The following is a 17440-nucleotide window of genomic DNA, read 5'->3' as shown; positions in this document are numbered from 1 at the left end:
AATTACGCAAAGTTAGCGTTCTTGACCTTCACGAGCGGGATGTCCGTTTTCATGCTCCGCACACCTTTGATCCGTGCAAGCTGTTCACTCTGAAAACGTCGTAATCCTGGAAGGTCTTCCGCAACGACGCGCAACAGGAAATCACAGTCTCCTGCAAGGACGTGTGCTTCCGTCACCTGCGGAAGTTTTCCGATTTCCTTGATGAAATGCTCGGACTGTCTCTCGTCTTCTCCCGTCAGCCATATCCTGACAAACGCTGTCACGCCGAACCCGGCTTTTGCCGGATTCACAACGGCGACATACCCTTCGATAACACCACTTTCTTCCAGCATCCGCACCCGGCGCAGGCACGGGGATGGAGAGAGCCCAACGCGCCTCGCAAGTTCATTGTTGGGGCAGCGGCCATCTTCTTGAAGAACACGAAGAATACGCCGATCAATCGCATCCAGTTTCATTAACATATTATATCAGAAATAATCATATCGACGCAATCAAATGCCAAATATCAACGGGTCAGTTGGCATAAACGCAACCTCATGTCTGCAGATCTACGCTATCCTACCTTCTCTCGCATCACATGGATGGCGATCAGGAACATAATTGGAGCACATGAAAACGCCGTGGAACTTTGTAAATTTCCTTCTAAAGCGATGCGTGTTTGATGAATTTGCATACACTTCTTGCTTTCTGGACGATTTCCATCCTCCTTGCCGCAACCCCTGGTGCTGACTGGGCGTATGTCATTTCCGCCGGAATACGTGATCATGCCGCAGTCGTGCCTGCTGTGTTCGGTCTGTTCCTCGGATATATTGCCATTACCGGAACGGTCGCAGGTGGTATCGGTGCGCTTGTCGCTGGCATGCCGCTCGCGGTCACCCTTCTGACGTTTGCAGGTGCAGTCTACCTCATAAAACTGGGCATTTCCCTTTTGCGCCATCCTCCCCTACCGAAAGAAGGACATGAACGCGAAACAAGCGCTCGGCGCTGGATTACCAAAGGGTTTGCCATCAGCGGCCTGAACCCCAAGGCTCTTCTATTTTTTCTTGCCCTTCTACCCCAATTTACAAATCCGGGGTCATCATTGCCGATCTTTTTACAGATCGCGATATTGGGCTGCGTTCATACAATAAACTGTGTATCCATCTATCTGATGGTCGGATTTGGGGCACGGACAATATTAAGCAGTCGCCCCAGAGCGTCCATTGTAACAAGCTATATATCTGGAGCGATCATGATCCTGCTTGGTCTGGGTCTGGCGTCAGAAGACATCATAAAATTATTCCACTCATGACGAAGGAGTATGGAAAGCGAAGAAATTGGAAACAGGCTTTATTTCACAGATTTTGTGGGTTTAGAGTGAAGTCCGCTGTATCGATTTCCCGATTTCCATGAATGCCGAGACTGCGGGGTTTTTTGTAGTCATCGGCACACGAAGAACAACATCAAGCTGGGGAGCGTCTGTCAAAGTCCGTGATATCAGCCCTGTCCCCATTCCGGTACACAGCGATGCAGGGATAAGGGCTACGCCCAGTCCTTTTGCAACAAGCTGGATAATCGTGTGCTGCAACCGCGGTTCAAGCACGACATGCGGGACAATTCCCTTGGCCGAAAAATAGCTGTTAATTGCAGATCGCAGAGCCGGCGCTGTCGCGGCGGGTGCCGCGATGACTTTCTCCTCGCGGAGTTTCTCAGGATAGATCTGCCCGACCGTGGCAAGAGGATGGTCTTCCCTCATGATAATGCGTAACCGTTCTCTGGCCAACAGCACTGTCTGCAGGTGCGGCGCATATCCGCAATCAAATGTTACAGCCGCATCCAGTGTTCCAGCCACCAGCATCTCATCGATCTCTGTCGGCGTGCGTTCATCAAGGACAAGGCGAACATCAGGCCTTGCCTTTGCATAAAGCTGCACAAGTTCCGGCACGACACTGTGAGCAGCATGCATCATGAATCCAAAGCGCAATTCGCCTTTCATGCCGCTGGCAACCAGCCTGACATCTCGACAGGCGTCTTCAAACTGCCCCAGCACATTTCGACAGTCTTCCATGAAGTGTTTCCCGGCTGGGGTGAGAGCCACGTTGCGCGAGTTTCGCTCAAACAGCTTCACGCCCAACGTACGCTCAATCATCGCAATCTGACGACTGAACGGCGGTTGGCTCATGTTCATTCGCTCGGCGGCCCGCCCGAAATGAAGCGTCTCGGCCAAAGCCATGAAAAACCGCATATGCCGCGTGTCCATCTGATACCCTGAAAGCATTGATCGTAAACCATATGAGTATTGGATTATATCGATAGCCTCCGTTACCGTCACGCCTTTGGTAAGTTCCAGAGGTCCTTGATGCTGAACAATCTACTGATCGTCCTGCCTATCTTTGCCCTCATTCTCACCGGATGGATCGCACGCAAATCGGGCGCGCTGGGTCCCAATGCCACGCGCGAAGTCAATCGGCTCGTGGTCTATCTTGCGCTGCCTGCAGTGCTGTTCGACATCGTGGCAAATGCAAAAATGACCGATCTGTGGGAACCGGGATTTATTGCGGCGTTCACGCTTGGCTGTTTTATCGTGTTTGCCGGGACGCTGTGCTGGCGGGTTTCAACAGGACATCACCTTGCCGATGCCGCCATTGACGGACTGAACGCAAGTTACGCCAATACAGGGTTTGTCGGTTTCCCGCTCGTCCTGTCTCTTGTTGGCAATACCGGCATGGCCCCCACTCTCATTGCCACGATCGTAACGGTCTGTGTGCTGTTTGTCATAGCAATCATTTTAATCGAGGCTGGACTGCAAACCGAAGCACGGCCGCGTGATATCGTCGCAAAAACCCTTTTTTCTTTAGTGAAAAATCCTTTACTGGTGGCACCAGCACTTGGTGGCCTGGTCATGGTATCTGGTGGCCACCTGCCAGAACCCGTGCATGCTTTTCTGAAGCTTCTCGGCGGAGCCGCATCGCCCTGCGCCCTGATCGCCCTCGGTCTGTTCCTCGCCGGAAATTCGGGCGGTGCCGCATCTGCGCGCCCGTCGACAGCGGCCATTCTTGTTGGCCTGAAGCTGATCGCCCAGCCTCTGGTGACATGGATTATTGCAGCACCAGTGCTCCATCTGCCCCCTGCGATGACGCACATTGCCGTGCTTCTTGCCGCACTTCCAACAGGAACGGGCTCGTTCATGCTGGCGGAATTCTATGATCGTGAGGCAGCCCTTACCGGACGTGTGGTCCTTGCCTCCACCGTATTCTCGATTGCAACAATCTCGCTCTACCTCGCCTTTGCACCCGCGTAGGAACGCTCATCAGCATTTTGACAAAGTCTCGGACCAATAATTTCCACCAGCCATTCCACGAACACCCGCACACGCGGAGAAAGCTGCCTGTTGCTCGGATAAAGCACCGAAACTGGCGTTGGCATTGGAGGGAAATCAGGGAGAACCTCGATCAAGGTGCCATTTGCAAGATCATCGGCAAAGCCATAGCGTGGAACCTGCACGATGCCAAAACCGAGCCTGGCTGCTTCAGCATAGGTATCCACGCCCCCGACCAACAAACGCGCAGGGAGTGACCTCTCAATCACCTCCTCTCCGCGCGTAAACTCCAATGGCAGGGGCTGGCCGGTACGTGAGGATACGAAGCCGATCATCTGATGCCCCTCAAGATCGTCAGGAGAGGCAGGCATTCCGTGCCGCGCCAGATAGGTTGGGCTGGCGAGCGTCACCTCCTCCATCACGCCGAGAGGCCGGACGATCATGTCGCTGTCCGACAGGCTTCCAGCCCGTACAACGCAGTCCACCCCTTCGCGCACCAGATCAACAAACCGTTCGCCCTCACCGAGATGAACGGTCAATGCCGGATGCCTTGTCATAAAATCTGGAAGCGCTGGTAGCAGGATCATCCGCGCCAGACGCCCAATCACATGGGCCCGCAACAGACCTGCTACAGCACCACTCGCGCCACGATCTGCATCCTCAAGATCCGCCAGGATCGCCACACACCGGCGATAGTAGGTAGCGCCTTCCTCGGTAGGTCGAACATGACGTGTTGAGCGATGTAGCAACCGCGTGCCAAGTCTTTGTTCCAATGTTTTGATCGCTGCAGTCGCTACCGGACGCGAAATACCGCAGTCCGCAGCGGCAGCAGTGAAACTGCCACGATCAACAATGCGCAAAAAGAGATTAAGTGTCGCAAACCTGTCCATAGGATTGTTCCATGGAGCAAAACAATGCTGACGGAAAGAGTGCTCTTATCGAACAGACAACGTTATGGCCAAGATAGGTTTCTCAACAGATGGAGATATCCATGCCAGAAGCACACACCATTGCCATTGTCACGGGCGGAAGCCGTGGACTGGGCCGCGCAACCGTTGAAGCTCTCGCCCAACGCGGCGTTTCATCTCTCTTTACCTATCACACCAACAAATCCGCAGCTGATGAAGTGGTCAAAAGTGTCCAGCACAGCGGAGCCCGTGCAGTCGCTCTGCAACTCGATACTGGCGATACGCACGCCTTTCCTGCCTTTGCCGACGAAGTCCGGCGCGTGCTGCGCGAATGGGGAAGCGAACGTTTCAATTATCTGGTCAACATGGCAGGTACGTCCCATAGCGGGCTATTCGGCGCGGTGACAGAAGAAGATTTCGATGCTGCCTACCGCATACATGCCAAGGGTCCATTTTTCCTGACGCAGACACTTTTGCCGCTGATCGCGAACGGTGGCCGGATCGTAAACATCTCATCTGGACTGACACGCTTTGCCTATCCTGGCTGGATTGCGTACGCTGCTATGAAAGGCGCCGTGGAAGTCATGACGCATTACATGGCCAAGGAACTCGGACCGCGCCGCATTGCTGTTAACACAGTAGCGCCAGGTGCAATTCAGACAGATTTCTCAGGAGGTATGGTACGCGATAACCCCGAGATTGCTCACCACATCGCGGAAGTAACCGCGCTTGGACGTCCAGGACTGCCAGACGATATCGGCCCCATGATCGCATCGCTGCTCTCCGAGGACAATCGCTGGGTGAATGCACAACGGATTGAAGTCTCCGGTGGTCAGGCCATCTAAGATCTGGTCGCCCCTTACACAGAAGGCCATGTTGGTACCATTAGGACACCAGCAAGCGTTTTCGCGTAATTTTTCCGGATACGGTGGTTGGCAATCGCCCGACGAAGCGGACTTCTTTCAGACCAACCCAACGCCCGATGACTTCGTTGATCCGCGCAACGATTTCCTCGGAAGAAGGCATACATTCCGCCTCGGAATCAAGGACGACATAAGCGATAGGTCGCTGCCCTCTCAGTTCATCTGGAATTGCGACCACGGCACACGCGTGAACGGCAGGATGGGTAGCGATGATCTTTTCGATCTGCACGCCGGAAATACGCCTTCCTGCAACCTTGATGACATCATCGGAACGTCCGAGCATATGAACTGCGCGGTTGGCCTGAATCATGCCTTCATCGAAGGTGCGGTAATATCTGCGCGTTTCATCAAGATAAGCGGACGGAACACGGATAGCCCCATTCTTCCATATTCCAGCGAGACACCCAGGCGGTAACGGCAGCGAAAGAACGATCTCCCCGCACTGCTCACCGGGTATGGAGGACACGATGGCCGGACGAAATCCCGGCGCAGGTCGCCCGATGTCATTCATGAGAGAAACTGGCTCACGCTCGGGTAGACCGAAGAAATGCGCGGTGATGCTCCATCCCGTTTCCGTTTGCCACCAGTGATTGACCACAGGTGTGCGAAAGTAGGATCGAGCCCACTCCAGCAACGTCGGATCCGCATACTCTCCTGCTACGAAAACACGGGCAAGAGCGGGCAGGATCACCTCTGACAGATGGCGGCTCTCCTGTCGCATGAGACGCATCTGAGTGGGCGTGGTAAACAGGCATTTCACTCCATGCTCATGACAGAGCGTGCGAATGGCGGAAGTAGATGCACCGCCTTCGACGATGACGCTGGTACAGCCGCTGATCAGCGGCGCATAAACACCATAGGAATGACCAACAACCCAGCCAAGGTCCGATGTAGTAAAGAAGGTATCACCGGGTTCGCAGCCGTAGATCACATCCATGGAGAAGGCGAGAGCCACAGCATGGCCGCCATTATCACGCACAATGCCTTTTGCGTGCCCCGTCGTGCCAGATGTGTGAAGAATATAGAGTGGATCTTCGGAGCGTAGCACGACGGGCTCTACAGGCGCGGACTGTTCCAGCGTATGGAAATCATGATCCCGCAATGGCATCAATGATGTCCGACATGCTGCGCGTTGCACAATCACGCAGGCCTGTGGCCGGTACGCTGCCAAAGCAAGTGCATCATTCAGAGCTGGGGCAGAGGGAATAGGCGTCTGTCCCTGAAAGCTGCAACTGGCGATGATAATGACTTTCGGAGCCACATCATCAATCCGTCGTGCCAACTCCGGTCCGGCATAACCGGCAAAAACCACAACATGCACAGCCCCTATCCGCGCACATGCCAACATAGCTATGGCTGTCTCGATCATGGTCGGCATGGCAATCAGAACGCGGTCGCCTTTCTCCACTCCGAGCAGACGTAGGCCGCCGGCAAATCCGGCCACCCTGTCCTGCAGTTCGCGATAGGTCACGACCTGCCGTTCCTTGGTGGCGCAAGAATGCCAGATCAACGCTGCCTGCTCACCGCGACCATTCTCCACATGTCGGTCTACGGCATTGTGGCAGGTATTGAGCGTGCCGTCAGGGAACCAGTCATGCCAACCGTCTGTTCGCTCCCGGCAGGCCATCGCAGGCCCCTGCTTCCATGTGATACGCTGCGCCGCACTGAGCCAGAACTCCTCTGGCTGGTTCAGTGCCGCCTCATACATCGCTTCATAGGTTGTCCATGGAAGCATGGCGCATACTCCGATCAGGCTACGGGTACGTCTTTGCCGGTGATCTGGCTGGCCAGCCACGCGGCATCGCGGGAAATGCCGGAAAACCGCCCGGAGCCCCATGTATGCAGCCATGGCAGACCAAGAAAATAAAAGCCCGGCGCATCCGTCACGCCCCGATGCCAGACCGGCTTGTTAGCGCCGTTGAAGACGGGCACATCGATCCAGCGGTAGTTCGGACGGAAGCCTATGCACCAGACGATCGATGTGATTCCAGCCGCCTTCAGATCGAGCGGCGTGTTGCTTCCATCAGGCTCCCAAACAGGTACGTAAGGCGCTTCCGTCGGTGCGTTGATGTTTTCGCGAGCAATATAGGCATCAATGGATTTCTTGATGTCTGCATTGGTCTTGTCCGCATCGTCGAGATGTTGCTTTAGATCTGGAAGAAAATGCGCAACCTCATCACGGATTGTCTCAAGCGTACCATGCAATCCTACCCCTTCTTTTGCAAAAAGACGCAGATCAAGGTCATGCCCCCCATTGCGGCCGGTGACATAATGGTTGGTCTTATCCCGTGCCCCTTCCCGTAAGGGGTGATTATCCACCGTCAGATCATAGAAGTGCATATCCGCCAGCCAGTCCACAACATCACGGCCACGGTAAAAGCGTGAGACACGCGGGGCGGAGCCGACACACAGATGGACCTTGCGTTTTTCAAGGAACAGATCCTCGACGATCTGTGCACCGGACTGACCGCTGCCCACGACCAGGACAGCCCCTTCAGGCAACTGGGCCGCATTGCGGTAATCCTGCGAGTGAACCTGAAAGATTGATGGATCGATAGCACTCGCATATCCGGGGATCACCGCATCCTGGTACGCTCCCGAGGCGATGACCACATGCTTTGTGTGCCAGGTCTCACCGCCCGCCACCACACGATAGCCACCAGCCTCATGACGTGTGATGGAGGTGACGGCTGTGTGTTCACGCAGCGGGGGATTGAACGAGTTAACAAAGCCTTTGACGTATTCAATGATTTCCTGCTTCACCATGAAGCCGTGTGGATCTTTTCCCTTGTATGGGTGCCCGGGGAGTTCACATTGCCAATTCGGTGTGACCAGGCAGAAGTTGTCCCAGCGCTCATCGTCCCATGAGTGACAGGCGGTCTTGGATTCAAAAACGATATGATCCACTTTTTCGCGACAGAGATACCAGCTCAGGGAGAGCCCAGCCTGTCCGCCGCCCACGATGATAACAGGAATGCTTTTTTCGTTCTGTGTCATGGTCGTTCTTTTCGTCTCAGTATCTGAAAGACAGGACGCGCACCTGCGCATCGGGTCGATTAAGGAAAGGCGCACTGCTCTGCTGAATGACGTGCAGCTGGCCAAGGGCGCGACTGCACGGAAAGCCGTAACGGGCACGAACCCGTTCGCTCGCCTGGGTCAGAGCCGTGTCCGCCTTTTCAAGAAACTCCCGGACCGGATAATCCTGACCGGGTGTGAAGTGGTCCCTTATGACCAGCGATGGGGAGTAACAGTCGGTCTCGTTTCCATCGGGCCAACGCACGCGAAAGGTCATTTCGGGCATGGTGACAAAACTCCTGAAGCCGGGACGTCAGCGTGCTGTAATGCCGCGAGACGCCGATATGCGGGGAGATGCCGACTGGCGACGCTGTCCCAGTCGAAACGGCGGGCTGTTGCGGGGCCGCTGAGCCGGAAATGGTCACGGCTTTCGACGCGCAGGGCGTCGCGCAACGCCATGAACAAGGTGTCGGGGTGCGCCGGTTGGCACCACAGCGCATCCGTTGCCGAAAAATGTTCCGTGAAAGGTGGTGCGGCTGGCACCACCACGGGGATTCCACAAGCCAGGGCTTCCAGAGGGCACAGTCCGAACCCCTCGGTTACGGATGGATAGGCCAACACGTCCGCCTGCCGGTAGAATGAAGGCATGTCTTCATCCGCAACTGGCCCGGTGATGGTGACATGATCGGCCGCACCGCTTTCGCGCAGACGCGCCATGAATCGGGTGCGGTAGGCAGAATGATCCAGCAGCGAGGCCCCGCCTGCCACAATCAGATGCACATCAGGCTGTTCGCGACGAAGGGCCAGAAATGCGTCGAGCAAGTGCAGCATGTTCTTGCGCTGCTCGATCCCGCCCACGGACAGGATCAGGTGCTGACCGGCAGGCAGATGATACCGCGCTCGCAACGCGGCATCGTGCGCGGTTGCTACGGGTGAAAAGCGCACGGGATCAACCCCGTTGCCCACGACCGGAGCTTCGCGGCCATGGTCGTTGCGCAGGACATCTTCCCACATTGTGCTGACGGTAAACAGTTCGGCCGCCGCCCTGATCCCCCGTTCCTGCCGCGCGGCAAGGACCGGGTGCGTGAAATGGTCAAGATGGTGGACCGTGCGGGCAAAGCCCGGTATCCGCCCTTCCTGCACCAGATCGGCCAAAGCATTGGCGCTGATCGGATCCTGCGCATGCAGCACGTCAAAATGCTGTCCGCGCAATGCGTCTCTGATTTCGCCAATACGACGCTCCACCAGTGTCGGCAGATCAGGTACAGACGCGGCTGGGATGCACCAGGTTGCGCAACGGGGTTTGCGGAAGAAACCCGATCCTGTCACGTCCGGTGCGATCAGCGTTGCGTCGTGGCCCGCGTCACACAGAGTTTCCGCTAGCGCCATGCCGTGCACCACGCCGCCACGCGGATTGGTCGAATGGGTCAGAATGCCAATGGACAGACTCATGGCGCAAATCCCATGAGTGAGGACCGGGCGAGATCCCAGAAGGTTTCTTTCTCGTCCGCCCATATGACATCCAGCCGCTGCGTGCTCTCACACCGCCCGATGACAGAAGCAGCAATGCCACGTCCACAAAACCGGGCTATGATCGCGTGGGCATCTTCGGGACGCGCCGTCAGCAGGTATCCGTAGCTTGGGAATGCAGACAGCCAGCGCTCCATCGGAGCATCCTCAGGCCGTGGAATGTCATCGAGCGTAATGGTCATGCCGATGCCTGAACATTCGGCCAGCATGAGAGCGGTCCCCAGCAGGCCGGCCATACTGATGTCCTTGGCAGCACGACTCAGGCCATCTTCGGCAATAGTGGGCAGAAGTTCGATGTCCCCACGCAACCGGGCCGCTCCCTCTGTGCCGCACAGCCCGGAACTGGCATCCCAGAACGGGTGCGGATCGTGCCAGCGACCGCGCAGATCAATGGCAGCGATCAGCACCTCGCCCGGTTGGGCGTCGAAGCTGGTTAGCAGATGACGGGCACGACCAAGGATTGCCACTGAGAGCGAATTATGGGTACTGCGCATGTTGGTGTGTCCACCAACAACCGGCACACCGTAGGTGTTCGCACCGTCATGGAGACCCGTCAGGATGGACGCGGCCGCCTCGGACGTATCGCTCCACAACGCATCCACCACCGCCACGGGACGGCCGCCCATCGCAGCGATGTCGCTGACATTGACCATCGCGCCGCAATACCCGGCAAACCACGGCATTGAGCGGACAAAGCTGTCCTGAAAGCCCTCGCTGGCCAGCAGGAGATAACCATCGCCATCCGGGATCGCGGCGCAGTCATCCCCAAGACGGACAGCTTTGGCACCTGTCCCTAAAATCGCGCTAACTTCTGCAATATCCTGCTTAGCCGCAAGAGAGCGCCCCATACGAAGCGTGCGCAGGAGTGTGGTGAGCTCATGTGCCATCATGCCACCTGTCGTATCCGGGGTTGCGGACGTAGCAGCCAGGTCTGATCCAGACCGTGCGCCGGATAGCGTGACAGATCAGCCTCCATGTCGTGATGCGGCAGACCATGCAGCGTAATGACGCCGAGACTTTTCCAGTGCAGGCGACGGAAGAACAGCACATTCTGTTCCTGCACCTGGGCCAAAAACCGTGTAGCCCCCAGGCCGTGTGCCGTACTGACGGCCATGCGGATGAGCTCCGCCCCGATCCGCCCCAGCTTGCGGTGATCAGCATGCACGGCCAACCGGGAACCGCGCCATATACCTGGCTCTGCTTCGTGAATGCGCACTGCTCCCACGATCCGGTCCGGCATCCCCGCCATGCAGCAGGCGGCGATGATGGGAATGGCGACCTCATCAATCGCGTCGCGGTCATCCTCTGCAAAAACATGCTGTTCACTGCAGAACACTTCACGGCGGAGCGCATGATAACCGGCACGCTCCCATGGCGTGCGGGCAAGGCGCACAACATATTCCGTCGGAATGAACGGCCGGTCTTCCATGCCTTCGAGGATCGTGCTCATTGTTCGTACGCCGAAAGCGAGGAACAGGCGCCACAACGTCCACACCCGGCCCGGATATCGGTGGATTTCATGTTCGCTTCCCGGAGCATCCGCCCAAGCGGTGCCAGCACGGATTTCATAAACTCGGCTGAAGGCGGGACATGATTTTCCAGTGGGGTGCCGGAAATGGGCACAAACGGCACCACGAAGGGATAGACCCCGAGCGCAATCAGACGCTCGGCGAGAGCAAGAATGTCCTCGGGGCTGTCGCCAAGACCGGCCAGAATGTAGGTATTGACCTGCCCACGACCGAAGATCGGCACGGCGCTGGCGAAAGCGTCCATGTAGCGATCGACGCTGACCGTGGCCTTACCCGGCATGATCTTCTCACGCACTGCCTGCGTGGCGGCTTCGAGATGCATACCCAGACTATCGGCTCCGGCTTCCCGCAAACGCTGGAACCAGCCGTGATCACGTGGCGGCTCGCACTGAATCTGAAGCGGCAGATCCACCGCCGCCTTGATGGCACGGGCTGACTCCGCCAGCACGGCAGCACCCCGATCAACCACATTGGGCGTGCCGGTCGTCAGCACCATGTCGCGCACGCCGTCCAGTTCCACAGCAGCTTTGGCAACTTCGGCAAGCTGCGCCGGTGTCTTGTAAGCGATCGTCCGGTCCGCCTCCAGCGATTGGCCAATGGCGCAAAACTGGCAGGATGTGCGCCGGTCTGCATAGCGGATGCAGGTCTGGTGCACCGTGGTCGCCAGCGTGTCACGGCCATGCAGTAGCGCGATCTTCCAGTAGGGAATACCGTCTGCCGTGCTCAGCCCGTAAAAGCGCGGGGCAGCCGGGAAATGGATCGTACCTACTGCCCGCCCATCGCGTAGCAGCATGCTGGTCCCGTGCTGATCTGGCGGGCTGGCCTGAAACGGTGAATGCTGCGCGCCAGACGTATAGACCGGAACCATGACGGTCTGGCCCGCAATGGTGATCGTCTTGTGATCCGAAGGACCAGCGCCTCCCTTGCGGGCAATGCCGCCGGTCTGCTCGCCGATCTGCAGTCCAAAGGACTGGAGATCGGTAACGAGCTTGCGACCAGAAAGTGTACCGAGCGTCGGAATGGTCATGACGCAGCCTCATCTGTAGATGTGGAAACCGGATCAGCTTCACCAACGTAATGAACGGTACGGGCAGGCCGCCGATCCTGAAGCAGACTAAGCAGTTCAGGCCGTGCATAATGCCCTACAGAGTCCATCATCCGTTTGCGCTTGGTGATAAGAGCGAAATCAAGATCGGCAATCACCATCCCCTCACCTTCCGTCAAAGGCGGGGCCAGAAGCTTACCTTCGGGAGAGACGATGGCGGTAAAGCAGCCTCCTCGCAGCGGCCCTTCAAGTGCAGGGTCTCGCGCAATATCCTTGATCTGATCTTCCTTCAGCCAACCCGTGGCATTCACAACGAAACAGCCGGATTCCAGAGCGTGATGACGGATGGTGACTTCCATCTGATCGGCGAAGATCTGCCCCACCAGTGAACCGGGAAACTGGGCGCAGTGGATTTCTTCATGCTGGGTCATCAGCGCGTAGCGCGCCAAGGGATTGTAATGCTCCCAGCAGGCCAATGCCCCGATGCGGCCAGCGGCACTTTCCACCACTTTGAGCCCTGACCCGTCACCCTGCCCCCAGACCATGCGCTCATGATAAGTTGGGGTGATCTTGCGACGCTTGAGAAGGATCTCACCTGTCGCGTCGAAGACGATCTGCGTGTTATAGAGTGTGCCAAAATCCCGCTCATTCACACCCAGCACGACGACCATGCCGGTATCACGTGCGGTTTCGGCCACCATGTCCGTCACCGGACCAGGAATGATGACGGCGCGTTCATAAAGTTCCAGATGTTCGCCGCCGAAACGGAAAGCTGGCTGGATGAACGAGAAATAGGGGTAATAGGGCACGAAGGTTTCAGGAAAGACCGCCAGCTTCACACCTTTTTCGGCGGCTTCACGGATGGCCTGACAGACTTTCCGGGCTGTCCCCAAACCGTCATCGCCGAGGACGGGACTGATCTGGATGGCAGCAGCGCGAACGATACGTGACATGGCTTGCGGTCCTTCCTTTGGCCTTTAGAGAGTCCAGGTATTGAGGATGAAAGCGTTGTCACGACGCGCAAGGAGGATAATGTCGAGCACGTCTTGCGGATTGATCGGCGTGATGCCTGGGATCAGGTTCTGCTCACCGTATCCGTAGAGCGCCTGAAGCGCGAAACGGCAGGCATAGACTTTGCCGCCCTCTTCAATAATTTTTGAAATCTGCTTGTTGCAGTTCATGTGCCCTGGAAAGGCTTCATCACCCAGACGTGGGAAACCGCGCTGCACGCCAAGAGTAACACCTGGTCCGTACAGCAGAACGGATGTTTCAAAGCCTTTGCGGATCAGACGTGTGGCCTGAAGCAGATTTACAAACCCAACCGAACCTTCATTGGCGACGGTATGAAAAGTAATAAGAGCTTTTTCGCCTGGTTTGGCTTTGACGTCTTCAAAAACCTTGTTTTCATAATTAACGAAGCAATCACCATCCTGATATGGTGCATGTTCGACTTTTGGCATGATATCTCTCCCGTGTGATGCGATCTCCAGCCAGAAACCGGAACTGACCGCTGTGCCGAAGTGAACGTGGCACGGGATAACCAAATGACAAAATATTGTATGTACTTAGAAATAAGTACAAATAAAACAAGTTTAACAGTTTATTGTCTTACAAAGACATACAGAAACATACAAAAATAATATTCAAGACATACAATTCCAAATGACGCGCATAACTATCTGTTTTATCGTCATTTTTTAATCACGCATTCGTGAATGATGCACTTTTTTGTTTTTCGGACATTCAGGCGAGACTCAACGAACTCAAATGAGTCCGTTGAGTCCCAAACCCAAAACCATGTCATACAATATCGGCGAAACCGGGAGAACGCTTATGCTGAAGAACGGACACCACACCATTTAAAGATTCTTCAAGACTTGCTGCATCTGGTGCGCTGCCAAGCGCGATACGCGCGCGCTGTGGTGGCTCACCGCTGATTGTAAAAACTGTGCTGGGGACCAGAGCAAGACCACGTCGGCGTGCATAAGCGACAAAGTCCGCACTGCCCCACCAGTCAGGCAATTTCAGCCAGACATGTGGACCGTTCGGATTCATGCAGTGTCCTTCCCCTAGAACCTTTCGCGCAATGGATTGCCGCAGACGAAGTTCTTTGCGGATGGCATGAAGAATCGTTTCCGCTTGTCCCGTTTGCATCCACCGCGCAGTAAGCGCGCTCAATAAACCTGCATTTGTCAGAGCGATCGCCCGAATGGCAGCTGTCACACGCCGGGTCATATCTGCATTCGGCAAGGCGACGTAGGCTGTGCGCAGGCCTGGGCTCAATGTTTTGGCAAGCGTAGCAATATAACTGACCCGACTATGATCCAGAGCTGCCAACGCTGGCAGTGGCTCATCCATCAACAGGCTGTAAGGATCGTCTTCGGCAATGTGCACATGATGACGCTGCGCCACTGCGAGAATATCCTTGCGCCTTTGCAGTGACATTGTCGCTGTAGTGGGATTATGAATGGTGGGAATACAGTAGAGTAGTCGTGGATGATGTTGCGAACACACTCGGTCTAGCTGATCTGGCATCATGCCTTCAGCATCACTGTCTACACCAACCAGAATAAGATCAAATTGCGCTGCAATGGTTCGGATCCCTGGGTAGGCAATACGGTCCGTTACAATCACGTCTCCTGGTTGGGTATGCGTGCTGACAATTGCTGCTAATGCGCTTTGCGCACCGGGAGAAACCAGAACTTCTTCTATGCGCCGATGACCGATAACAGGTGCTATCCATTTTGCGCCAAGATGACGCTCCTCAATCGTGCCCCCAGTTACCCTGTAGGACATGAGACTATTCAAATCCTGCTGCTTCAAGATAGCGGAGATATCACTCTGAATAATACGCTGGAGCGGTGGATCCTGAGGAATAGGCGGCAGATTCATGGTAAGATCAACCACCGCAGGTCCGGTATGGCGCCAATGGCTTTCACCGGCACCGACGCGCACAAAGGTTCCCCGCCCTACGGTTGCATCAATGAGACCACGACGCCTTGCCTCGGTAAATGCACGCGTTACAGTTGTCAGGTTGGTACCAAGATAATCTGCAATCGTTCTTTGCGGGGGAAGTTTATCCCCTTCCCGCAAATCACCTCTCCGGATGGAAAGAGCCAAGGCATCAGCAAGTGTCAGGTAAATGGCATTCGGGCTTTGACTGATTTCTTCTTTCCAGTGAGCCAGATAAGGATAGGCTGACATGCGTGGCGGCTTCCATATATTCGACAAGATTGTATTGCACTACATCCCATACAATCCATGCAATGCATAGCGCAGCCGCTTATCTGTGAGAACAATTGTCTCCACATTACTGCGATTTAACTCATAGCATTGTACACAACACGCAAGTTCAGACTTTATTGCCTTGTGGCAAATCTGTTTTAGAACAAGTAAAAAAATGAAGAAACTTATTCCGTTGTGGCTGAGCAATGCTTGAATATTTATATGTCTTTTTAGTATCAATTATTTTTTTAATAATACCTTGCACGACAGCTTATGCTCGTCCTGAGCAGTCACACGCTGTCAGCACCATACGTTCTGATATAAATAAACAGGTTTACAGCATACCTTTTAAAGGAGGTGGTTACGTAAGAGTGCTCTTTTGCATCCCGGCAACCCACCGAGGAACAATCATCATGTTTCCTGGCGGTTCTGGTGATATTGGCCTTGGGAAAAATGGCGCAATTCGACACGATCATAACTTTGTTGTCAGAACACGCCGGCTATGGAACAGACAAGGTTACGCAGTCATTATTCCAGATACAATCAATCATATTAATCTAAGAGGACAGCGCAGTTCCGCGACCTATGCAGGACTGATCCAAAGTATCATTGCTTTTGCACATGAAGAGGCAACAGTCCCTGTGTTTCTTTTTGGAACCAGCCAAGGCGCAATCGCTGCCGTAAACGGTGCCGCGCATGCAGCTTCAGGAACTATTGCAGGTGTCATGCTCAGTGAATCTGTATCAGTCATGGGAGGCAGCAAGGAAACTGTTTTTAGTGCAACCCCGCAAAAAGTGACAGTACCTGTTCTTATTGTGGCCAACCAAGATGATCGATGCGATGTCGCACTGCCTCAAGCCGCGCAACAGATTGCTTCCGCCATGACAGCAAGCCCTGAAGTGCGCGTGTTCATGGTTTCTGGTGGAATAACAAAATCAAAAAAGAATTGTGGCTCCTTAACACCTCATGGGTATTTTGGCATTGAAAATGATGTCGTCGACAAAGTCAGTGCGTGGCTGGATGCCAAATCCCGATAATCTTCAGGCTATTGTTGTTTGAATCTGAGAAATCAGATGACGTACGGCTGGTGCAACCTCATCTGAGCGAAAAATGGCGGCAATTTCTGAAACGATTGGTTCTCCCGCAATATCGCGGAAAACAACGCCCGGCAAATTGACAACACTTCGTAAAGCACTGGGAATAACCGAAATACCATTGCCAATTGAGACCTGTGTCAACACAGCCAGTAAGCTCCCTGGCGTAGAAACAATACGGGGCGTAAATCCACCTCGACTTGCGACCTGGAATGTGCCGAAAGCCTGCTCGGGCAATATAAAAGATGCGTTGGCAATTTCGTGCGGCGTAACCGGGCCTTCCGACTTTTCTTCGACACCAGGAATCACGGAAAGTGCCAGGCAAAAGTGATCGCGGATCAACACATGGTGACTCAATAGCTGTGGCATCGCCATAGGCAGCCTTACAAAACCGATATCTACGTCACCGTCCGCAACCAGTTGAGGCAGTTTATCCATGGGGAATTCACGCACTTTTAAAAGCACGTCTGGATAACTCTGCGTAAATTGGTTCATCTGGTCTTGCAGTATCCCCGTATACGCAGCTGACGCAACATAACCAATCTCTATCCGACCCAATTCACCGCGCCCAGCACGACGACCGGCGTTCTCGGCTGTTGCAAATTGTTTGAGCACGCGCCGTGCTTCAGAAAGGAAAACCTCTCCCGCAGATGTAAGCGTCACAGAACGCTTTGTTCGGTTGAGAAGTTGAGCTGATAATGTGCGCTCAATTTCCTGTATCTGCACAGTCAGAGTGGGCGGGGAAATATTCAGCCGTTCTGCCGCCCGTGTAAAATGAAGTTCTTCCGCCAAGACCACAAAATAGCGGAGATGTCTCAGTTCCATTCCTCTATCCCCCTCCCCGCATTATTAGGCAAAACCTAATAATAACGA

18 protein-coding genes are annotated in these 17440 nt (G+C 54.9%); 4 read left to right on the top strand and 14 right to left on the bottom strand.

Annotation, left to right across the window (positions count from 1 at the left end):
• Positions 1 to 2: 2 nt before the first annotated feature.
• Positions 3 to 455: an Lrp/AsnC family transcriptional regulator gene (locus EOV40_RS14355; protein ID WP_128106439.1), complete on the bottom strand. Its 453-nt coding sequence runs from the start codon at positions 453 to 455 to the stop codon at positions 3 to 5.
• 206 nt (positions 456 to 661) lie between these two features.
• Here EOV40_RS14355 and EOV40_RS14350 point away from each other — a divergent pair, with 206 nt between their 5' ends.
• Positions 662 to 1291, top strand: coding sequence for a LysE family translocator (locus EOV40_RS14350; protein ID WP_128106438.1), 630 nt, complete (start codon positions 662 to 664; stop codon positions 1289 to 1291).
• Between the two features lie 60 nt (positions 1292 to 1351).
• On the opposite strand, the gene EOV40_RS14345 is transcribed toward EOV40_RS14350, so the two are convergent.
• Positions 1352 to 2239 carry a LysR family transcriptional regulator gene (locus tag EOV40_RS14345; RefSeq protein WP_128106437.1) on the bottom strand — a complete coding sequence of 296 codons (888 nt, stop codon included), beginning with the start codon at positions 2237 to 2239 and terminating at the stop codon, positions 1352 to 1354.
• A 99-nt stretch (positions 2240 to 2338) separates the two neighbouring features.
• On the opposite strand from EOV40_RS14345, the gene EOV40_RS14340 reads away from it, so the two are divergent.
• The gene (locus tag EOV40_RS14340; RefSeq protein ID WP_128106436.1) at positions 2339 to 3280 is read left to right on the top strand and encodes an AEC family transporter; all 942 of its coding nucleotides are present in this window, start codon (positions 2339 to 2341) and stop codon (positions 3278 to 3280) included.
• On the opposite strand, the gene EOV40_RS14335 is transcribed toward EOV40_RS14340, so the two are convergent.
• Positions 3256 to 4188 (bottom strand): LysR family transcriptional regulator, encoded by a 933-nt coding sequence (locus EOV40_RS14335; protein ID WP_128106435.1) that lies wholly within the window; start codon positions 4186 to 4188, stop codon positions 3256 to 3258. The two genes, EOV40_RS14340 and EOV40_RS14335, sit on opposite strands and share 25 nt — an antisense overlap.
• 101 nt (positions 4189 to 4289) lie before the next feature.
• On the opposite strand from EOV40_RS14335, the gene EOV40_RS14330 reads away from it, so the two are divergent.
• A complete protein-coding gene (locus EOV40_RS14330; RefSeq protein ID WP_128106434.1) occupies positions 4290 to 5051 on the top strand; it encodes an SDR family NAD(P)-dependent oxidoreductase in 762 nt (253 codons plus the stop codon).
• 40 nt (positions 5052 to 5091) lie between these two features.
• On the opposite strand, the gene EOV40_RS14325 is transcribed toward EOV40_RS14330, so the two are convergent.
• From EOV40_RS14325 to EOV40_RS14280, 10 genes are all read right to left on the bottom strand, one after another.
• A complete protein-coding gene (locus tag EOV40_RS14325; protein WP_128106433.1) occupies positions 5092 to 6864 on the bottom strand; it encodes an AMP-binding protein in 1773 nt (590 codons plus the stop codon).
• Between the two features lie 14 nt (positions 6865 to 6878).
• Positions 6879 to 8126 (bottom strand): MSMEG_0569 family flavin-dependent oxidoreductase, encoded by a 1248-nt coding sequence (locus tag EOV40_RS14320; protein ID WP_128106432.1) that lies wholly within the window; start codon positions 8124 to 8126, stop codon positions 6879 to 6881.
• A 16-nt stretch (positions 8127 to 8142) separates the two neighbouring features.
• Positions 8143 to 8430, bottom strand: coding sequence for an MSMEG_0570 family nitrogen starvation response protein (locus EOV40_RS14315; protein ID WP_020936672.1), 288 nt, complete (start codon positions 8428 to 8430; stop codon positions 8143 to 8145).
• The gene (locus EOV40_RS14310) at positions 8418 to 9596 is read right to left on the bottom strand and encodes an MSMEG_0565 family glycosyltransferase (RefSeq protein ID WP_128106431.1); all 1179 of its coding nucleotides are present in this window, start codon (positions 9594 to 9596) and stop codon (positions 8418 to 8420) included. The genes EOV40_RS14315 and EOV40_RS14310 overlap by 13 nt, the downstream gene beginning before the upstream one ends.
• Positions 9593 to 10564, bottom strand: coding sequence for a sll0787 family AIR synthase-like protein (locus tag EOV40_RS14305; RefSeq protein ID WP_208729374.1), 972 nt, complete (start codon positions 10562 to 10564; stop codon positions 9593 to 9595). The genes EOV40_RS14310 and EOV40_RS14305 overlap by 4 nt, the downstream gene beginning before the upstream one ends.
• Complete coding sequence (locus tag EOV40_RS14300; protein ID WP_128106430.1) at positions 10561 to 11124, bottom strand: MSMEG_0567/Sll0786 family nitrogen starvation N-acetyltransferase; 564 nt, start codon at positions 11122 to 11124, stop codon at positions 10561 to 10563. Before EOV40_RS14300 ends, EOV40_RS14305 begins: the two co-directional genes overlap by 4 nt.
• Complete coding sequence (locus tag EOV40_RS14295; protein ID WP_128106429.1) at positions 11121 to 12230, bottom strand: MSMEG_0568 family radical SAM protein; 1110 nt, start codon at positions 12228 to 12230, stop codon at positions 11121 to 11123. The genes EOV40_RS14300 and EOV40_RS14295 overlap by 4 nt, the downstream gene beginning before the upstream one ends.
• Positions 12227 to 13201, bottom strand: a complete 975-nt coding sequence (locus EOV40_RS14290; protein WP_128106428.1) for a Nit6803 family nitrilase — start codon at positions 13199 to 13201, stop codon at positions 12227 to 12229. Before EOV40_RS14290 ends, EOV40_RS14295 begins: the two co-directional genes overlap by 4 nt.
• 24 nt (positions 13202 to 13225) lie before the next feature.
• Entirely contained in the window at positions 13226 to 13708 is a 483-nt protein-coding gene (locus tag EOV40_RS14285; RefSeq protein ID WP_042789192.1) for an MSMEG_0572/Sll0783 family nitrogen starvation response protein, read from the bottom strand.
• Positions 13709 to 14048: 340 nt separating this feature from the next.
• Entirely contained in the window at positions 14049 to 15452 is a 1404-nt protein-coding gene (locus EOV40_RS14280; protein WP_128106427.1) for an aminotransferase-like domain-containing protein, read from the bottom strand.
• 434 nt (positions 15453 to 15886) lie between these two features.
• Between EOV40_RS14280 and EOV40_RS14275 the strand changes: the two genes are divergently transcribed.
• On the top strand, positions 15887 to 16510 hold the full coding sequence (locus EOV40_RS14275) for an alpha/beta hydrolase (RefSeq protein ID WP_128106484.1): 624 nt from the start codon (positions 15887 to 15889) through the stop codon (positions 16508 to 16510).
• Between the two features lie 3 nt (positions 16511 to 16513).
• Here EOV40_RS14275 and EOV40_RS14270 read toward each other — a convergent pair whose 3' ends face one another.
• Positions 16514 to 17392 carry a LysR family transcriptional regulator gene (locus EOV40_RS14270; RefSeq protein WP_128106426.1) on the bottom strand — a complete coding sequence of 293 codons (879 nt, stop codon included), beginning with the start codon at positions 17390 to 17392 and terminating at the stop codon, positions 16514 to 16516.
• Between the last annotated feature and the right edge of the window lie 48 nt (positions 17393 to 17440).

This window comes from Acetobacter oryzoeni, assembly GCF_004014775.2.
Taxonomy (GTDB): Bacteria; Pseudomonadota; Alphaproteobacteria; order Acetobacterales; family Acetobacteraceae; genus Acetobacter; species Acetobacter oryzoeni.
Note: the sequence above shows the minus strand (reverse complement) of the source record. Positions and strands in the feature narration are given on the sequence as shown.

Excerpts from the sequence above, each read along its gene's own strand:
- EOV40_RS14295 (WP_128106429.1), bottom strand. The coding sequence starts at position 12,230 with ATGACCATTCCGACGCTCGGTACACTTTCTGGTCGCAAGCTCGTTACC.
- EOV40_RS14270 (WP_128106426.1), bottom strand. The coding sequence starts at position 17,392 with ATGGAACTGAGACATCTCCGCTATTTTGTGGTCTTGGCGGAAGAACTT.
- EOV40_RS14335 (WP_128106435.1), bottom strand. The coding sequence starts at position 4,188 with ATGGACAGGTTTGCGACACTTAATCTCTTTTTGCGCATTGTTGATCGT.
- EOV40_RS14285 (WP_042789192.1), bottom strand. The coding sequence starts at position 13,708 with ATGCCAAAAGTCGAACATGCACCATATCAGGATGGTGATTGCTTCGTT.
- EOV40_RS14320 (WP_128106432.1), bottom strand. The coding sequence starts at position 8,126 with ATGACACAGAACGAAAAAAGCATTCCTGTTATCATCGTGGGCGGCGGA.
- EOV40_RS14340 (WP_128106436.1), top strand. The coding sequence starts at position 2,339 with ATGCTGAACAATCTACTGATCGTCCTGCCTATCTTTGCCCTCATTCTC.
- EOV40_RS14290 (WP_128106428.1), bottom strand. The coding sequence starts at position 13,201 with ATGTCACGTATCGTTCGCGCTGCTGCCATCCAGATCAGTCCCGTCCTC.
- EOV40_RS14355 (WP_128106439.1), bottom strand. The coding sequence starts at position 455 with ATGAAACTGGATGCGATTGATCGGCGTATTCTTCGTGTTCTTCAAGAA.
- EOV40_RS14310 (WP_128106431.1), bottom strand. The coding sequence starts at position 9,596 with ATGAGTCTGTCCATTGGCATTCTGACCCATTCGACCAATCCGCGTGGC.
- EOV40_RS14350 (WP_128106438.1), top strand. The coding sequence starts at position 662 with ATGAATTTGCATACACTTCTTGCTTTCTGGACGATTTCCATCCTCCTT.
- EOV40_RS14330 (WP_128106434.1), top strand. The coding sequence starts at position 4,290 with ATGCCAGAAGCACACACCATTGCCATTGTCACGGGCGGAAGCCGTGGA.
- EOV40_RS14300 (WP_128106430.1), bottom strand. The coding sequence starts at position 11,124 with ATGAGCACGATCCTCGAAGGCATGGAAGACCGGCCGTTCATTCCGACG.
- EOV40_RS14325 (WP_128106433.1), bottom strand. The coding sequence starts at position 6,864 with ATGCTTCCATGGACAACCTATGAAGCGATGTATGAGGCGGCACTGAAC.
- EOV40_RS14305 (WP_208729374.1), bottom strand. The coding sequence starts at position 10,564 with ATGATGGCACATGAGCTCACCACACTCCTGCGCACGCTTCGTATGGGG.
- EOV40_RS14315 (WP_020936672.1), bottom strand. The coding sequence starts at position 8,430 with ATGCCCGAAATGACCTTTCGCGTGCGTTGGCCCGATGGAAACGAGACC.
- EOV40_RS14280 (WP_128106427.1), bottom strand. The coding sequence starts at position 15,452 with ATGTCAGCCTATCCTTATCTGGCTCACTGGAAAGAAGAAATCAGTCAA.
- EOV40_RS14345 (WP_128106437.1), bottom strand. The coding sequence starts at position 2,239 with ATGGACACGCGGCATATGCGGTTTTTCATGGCTTTGGCCGAGACGCTT.
- EOV40_RS14275 (WP_128106484.1), top strand. The coding sequence starts at position 15,887 with ATGTTTCCTGGCGGTTCTGGTGATATTGGCCTTGGGAAAAATGGCGCA.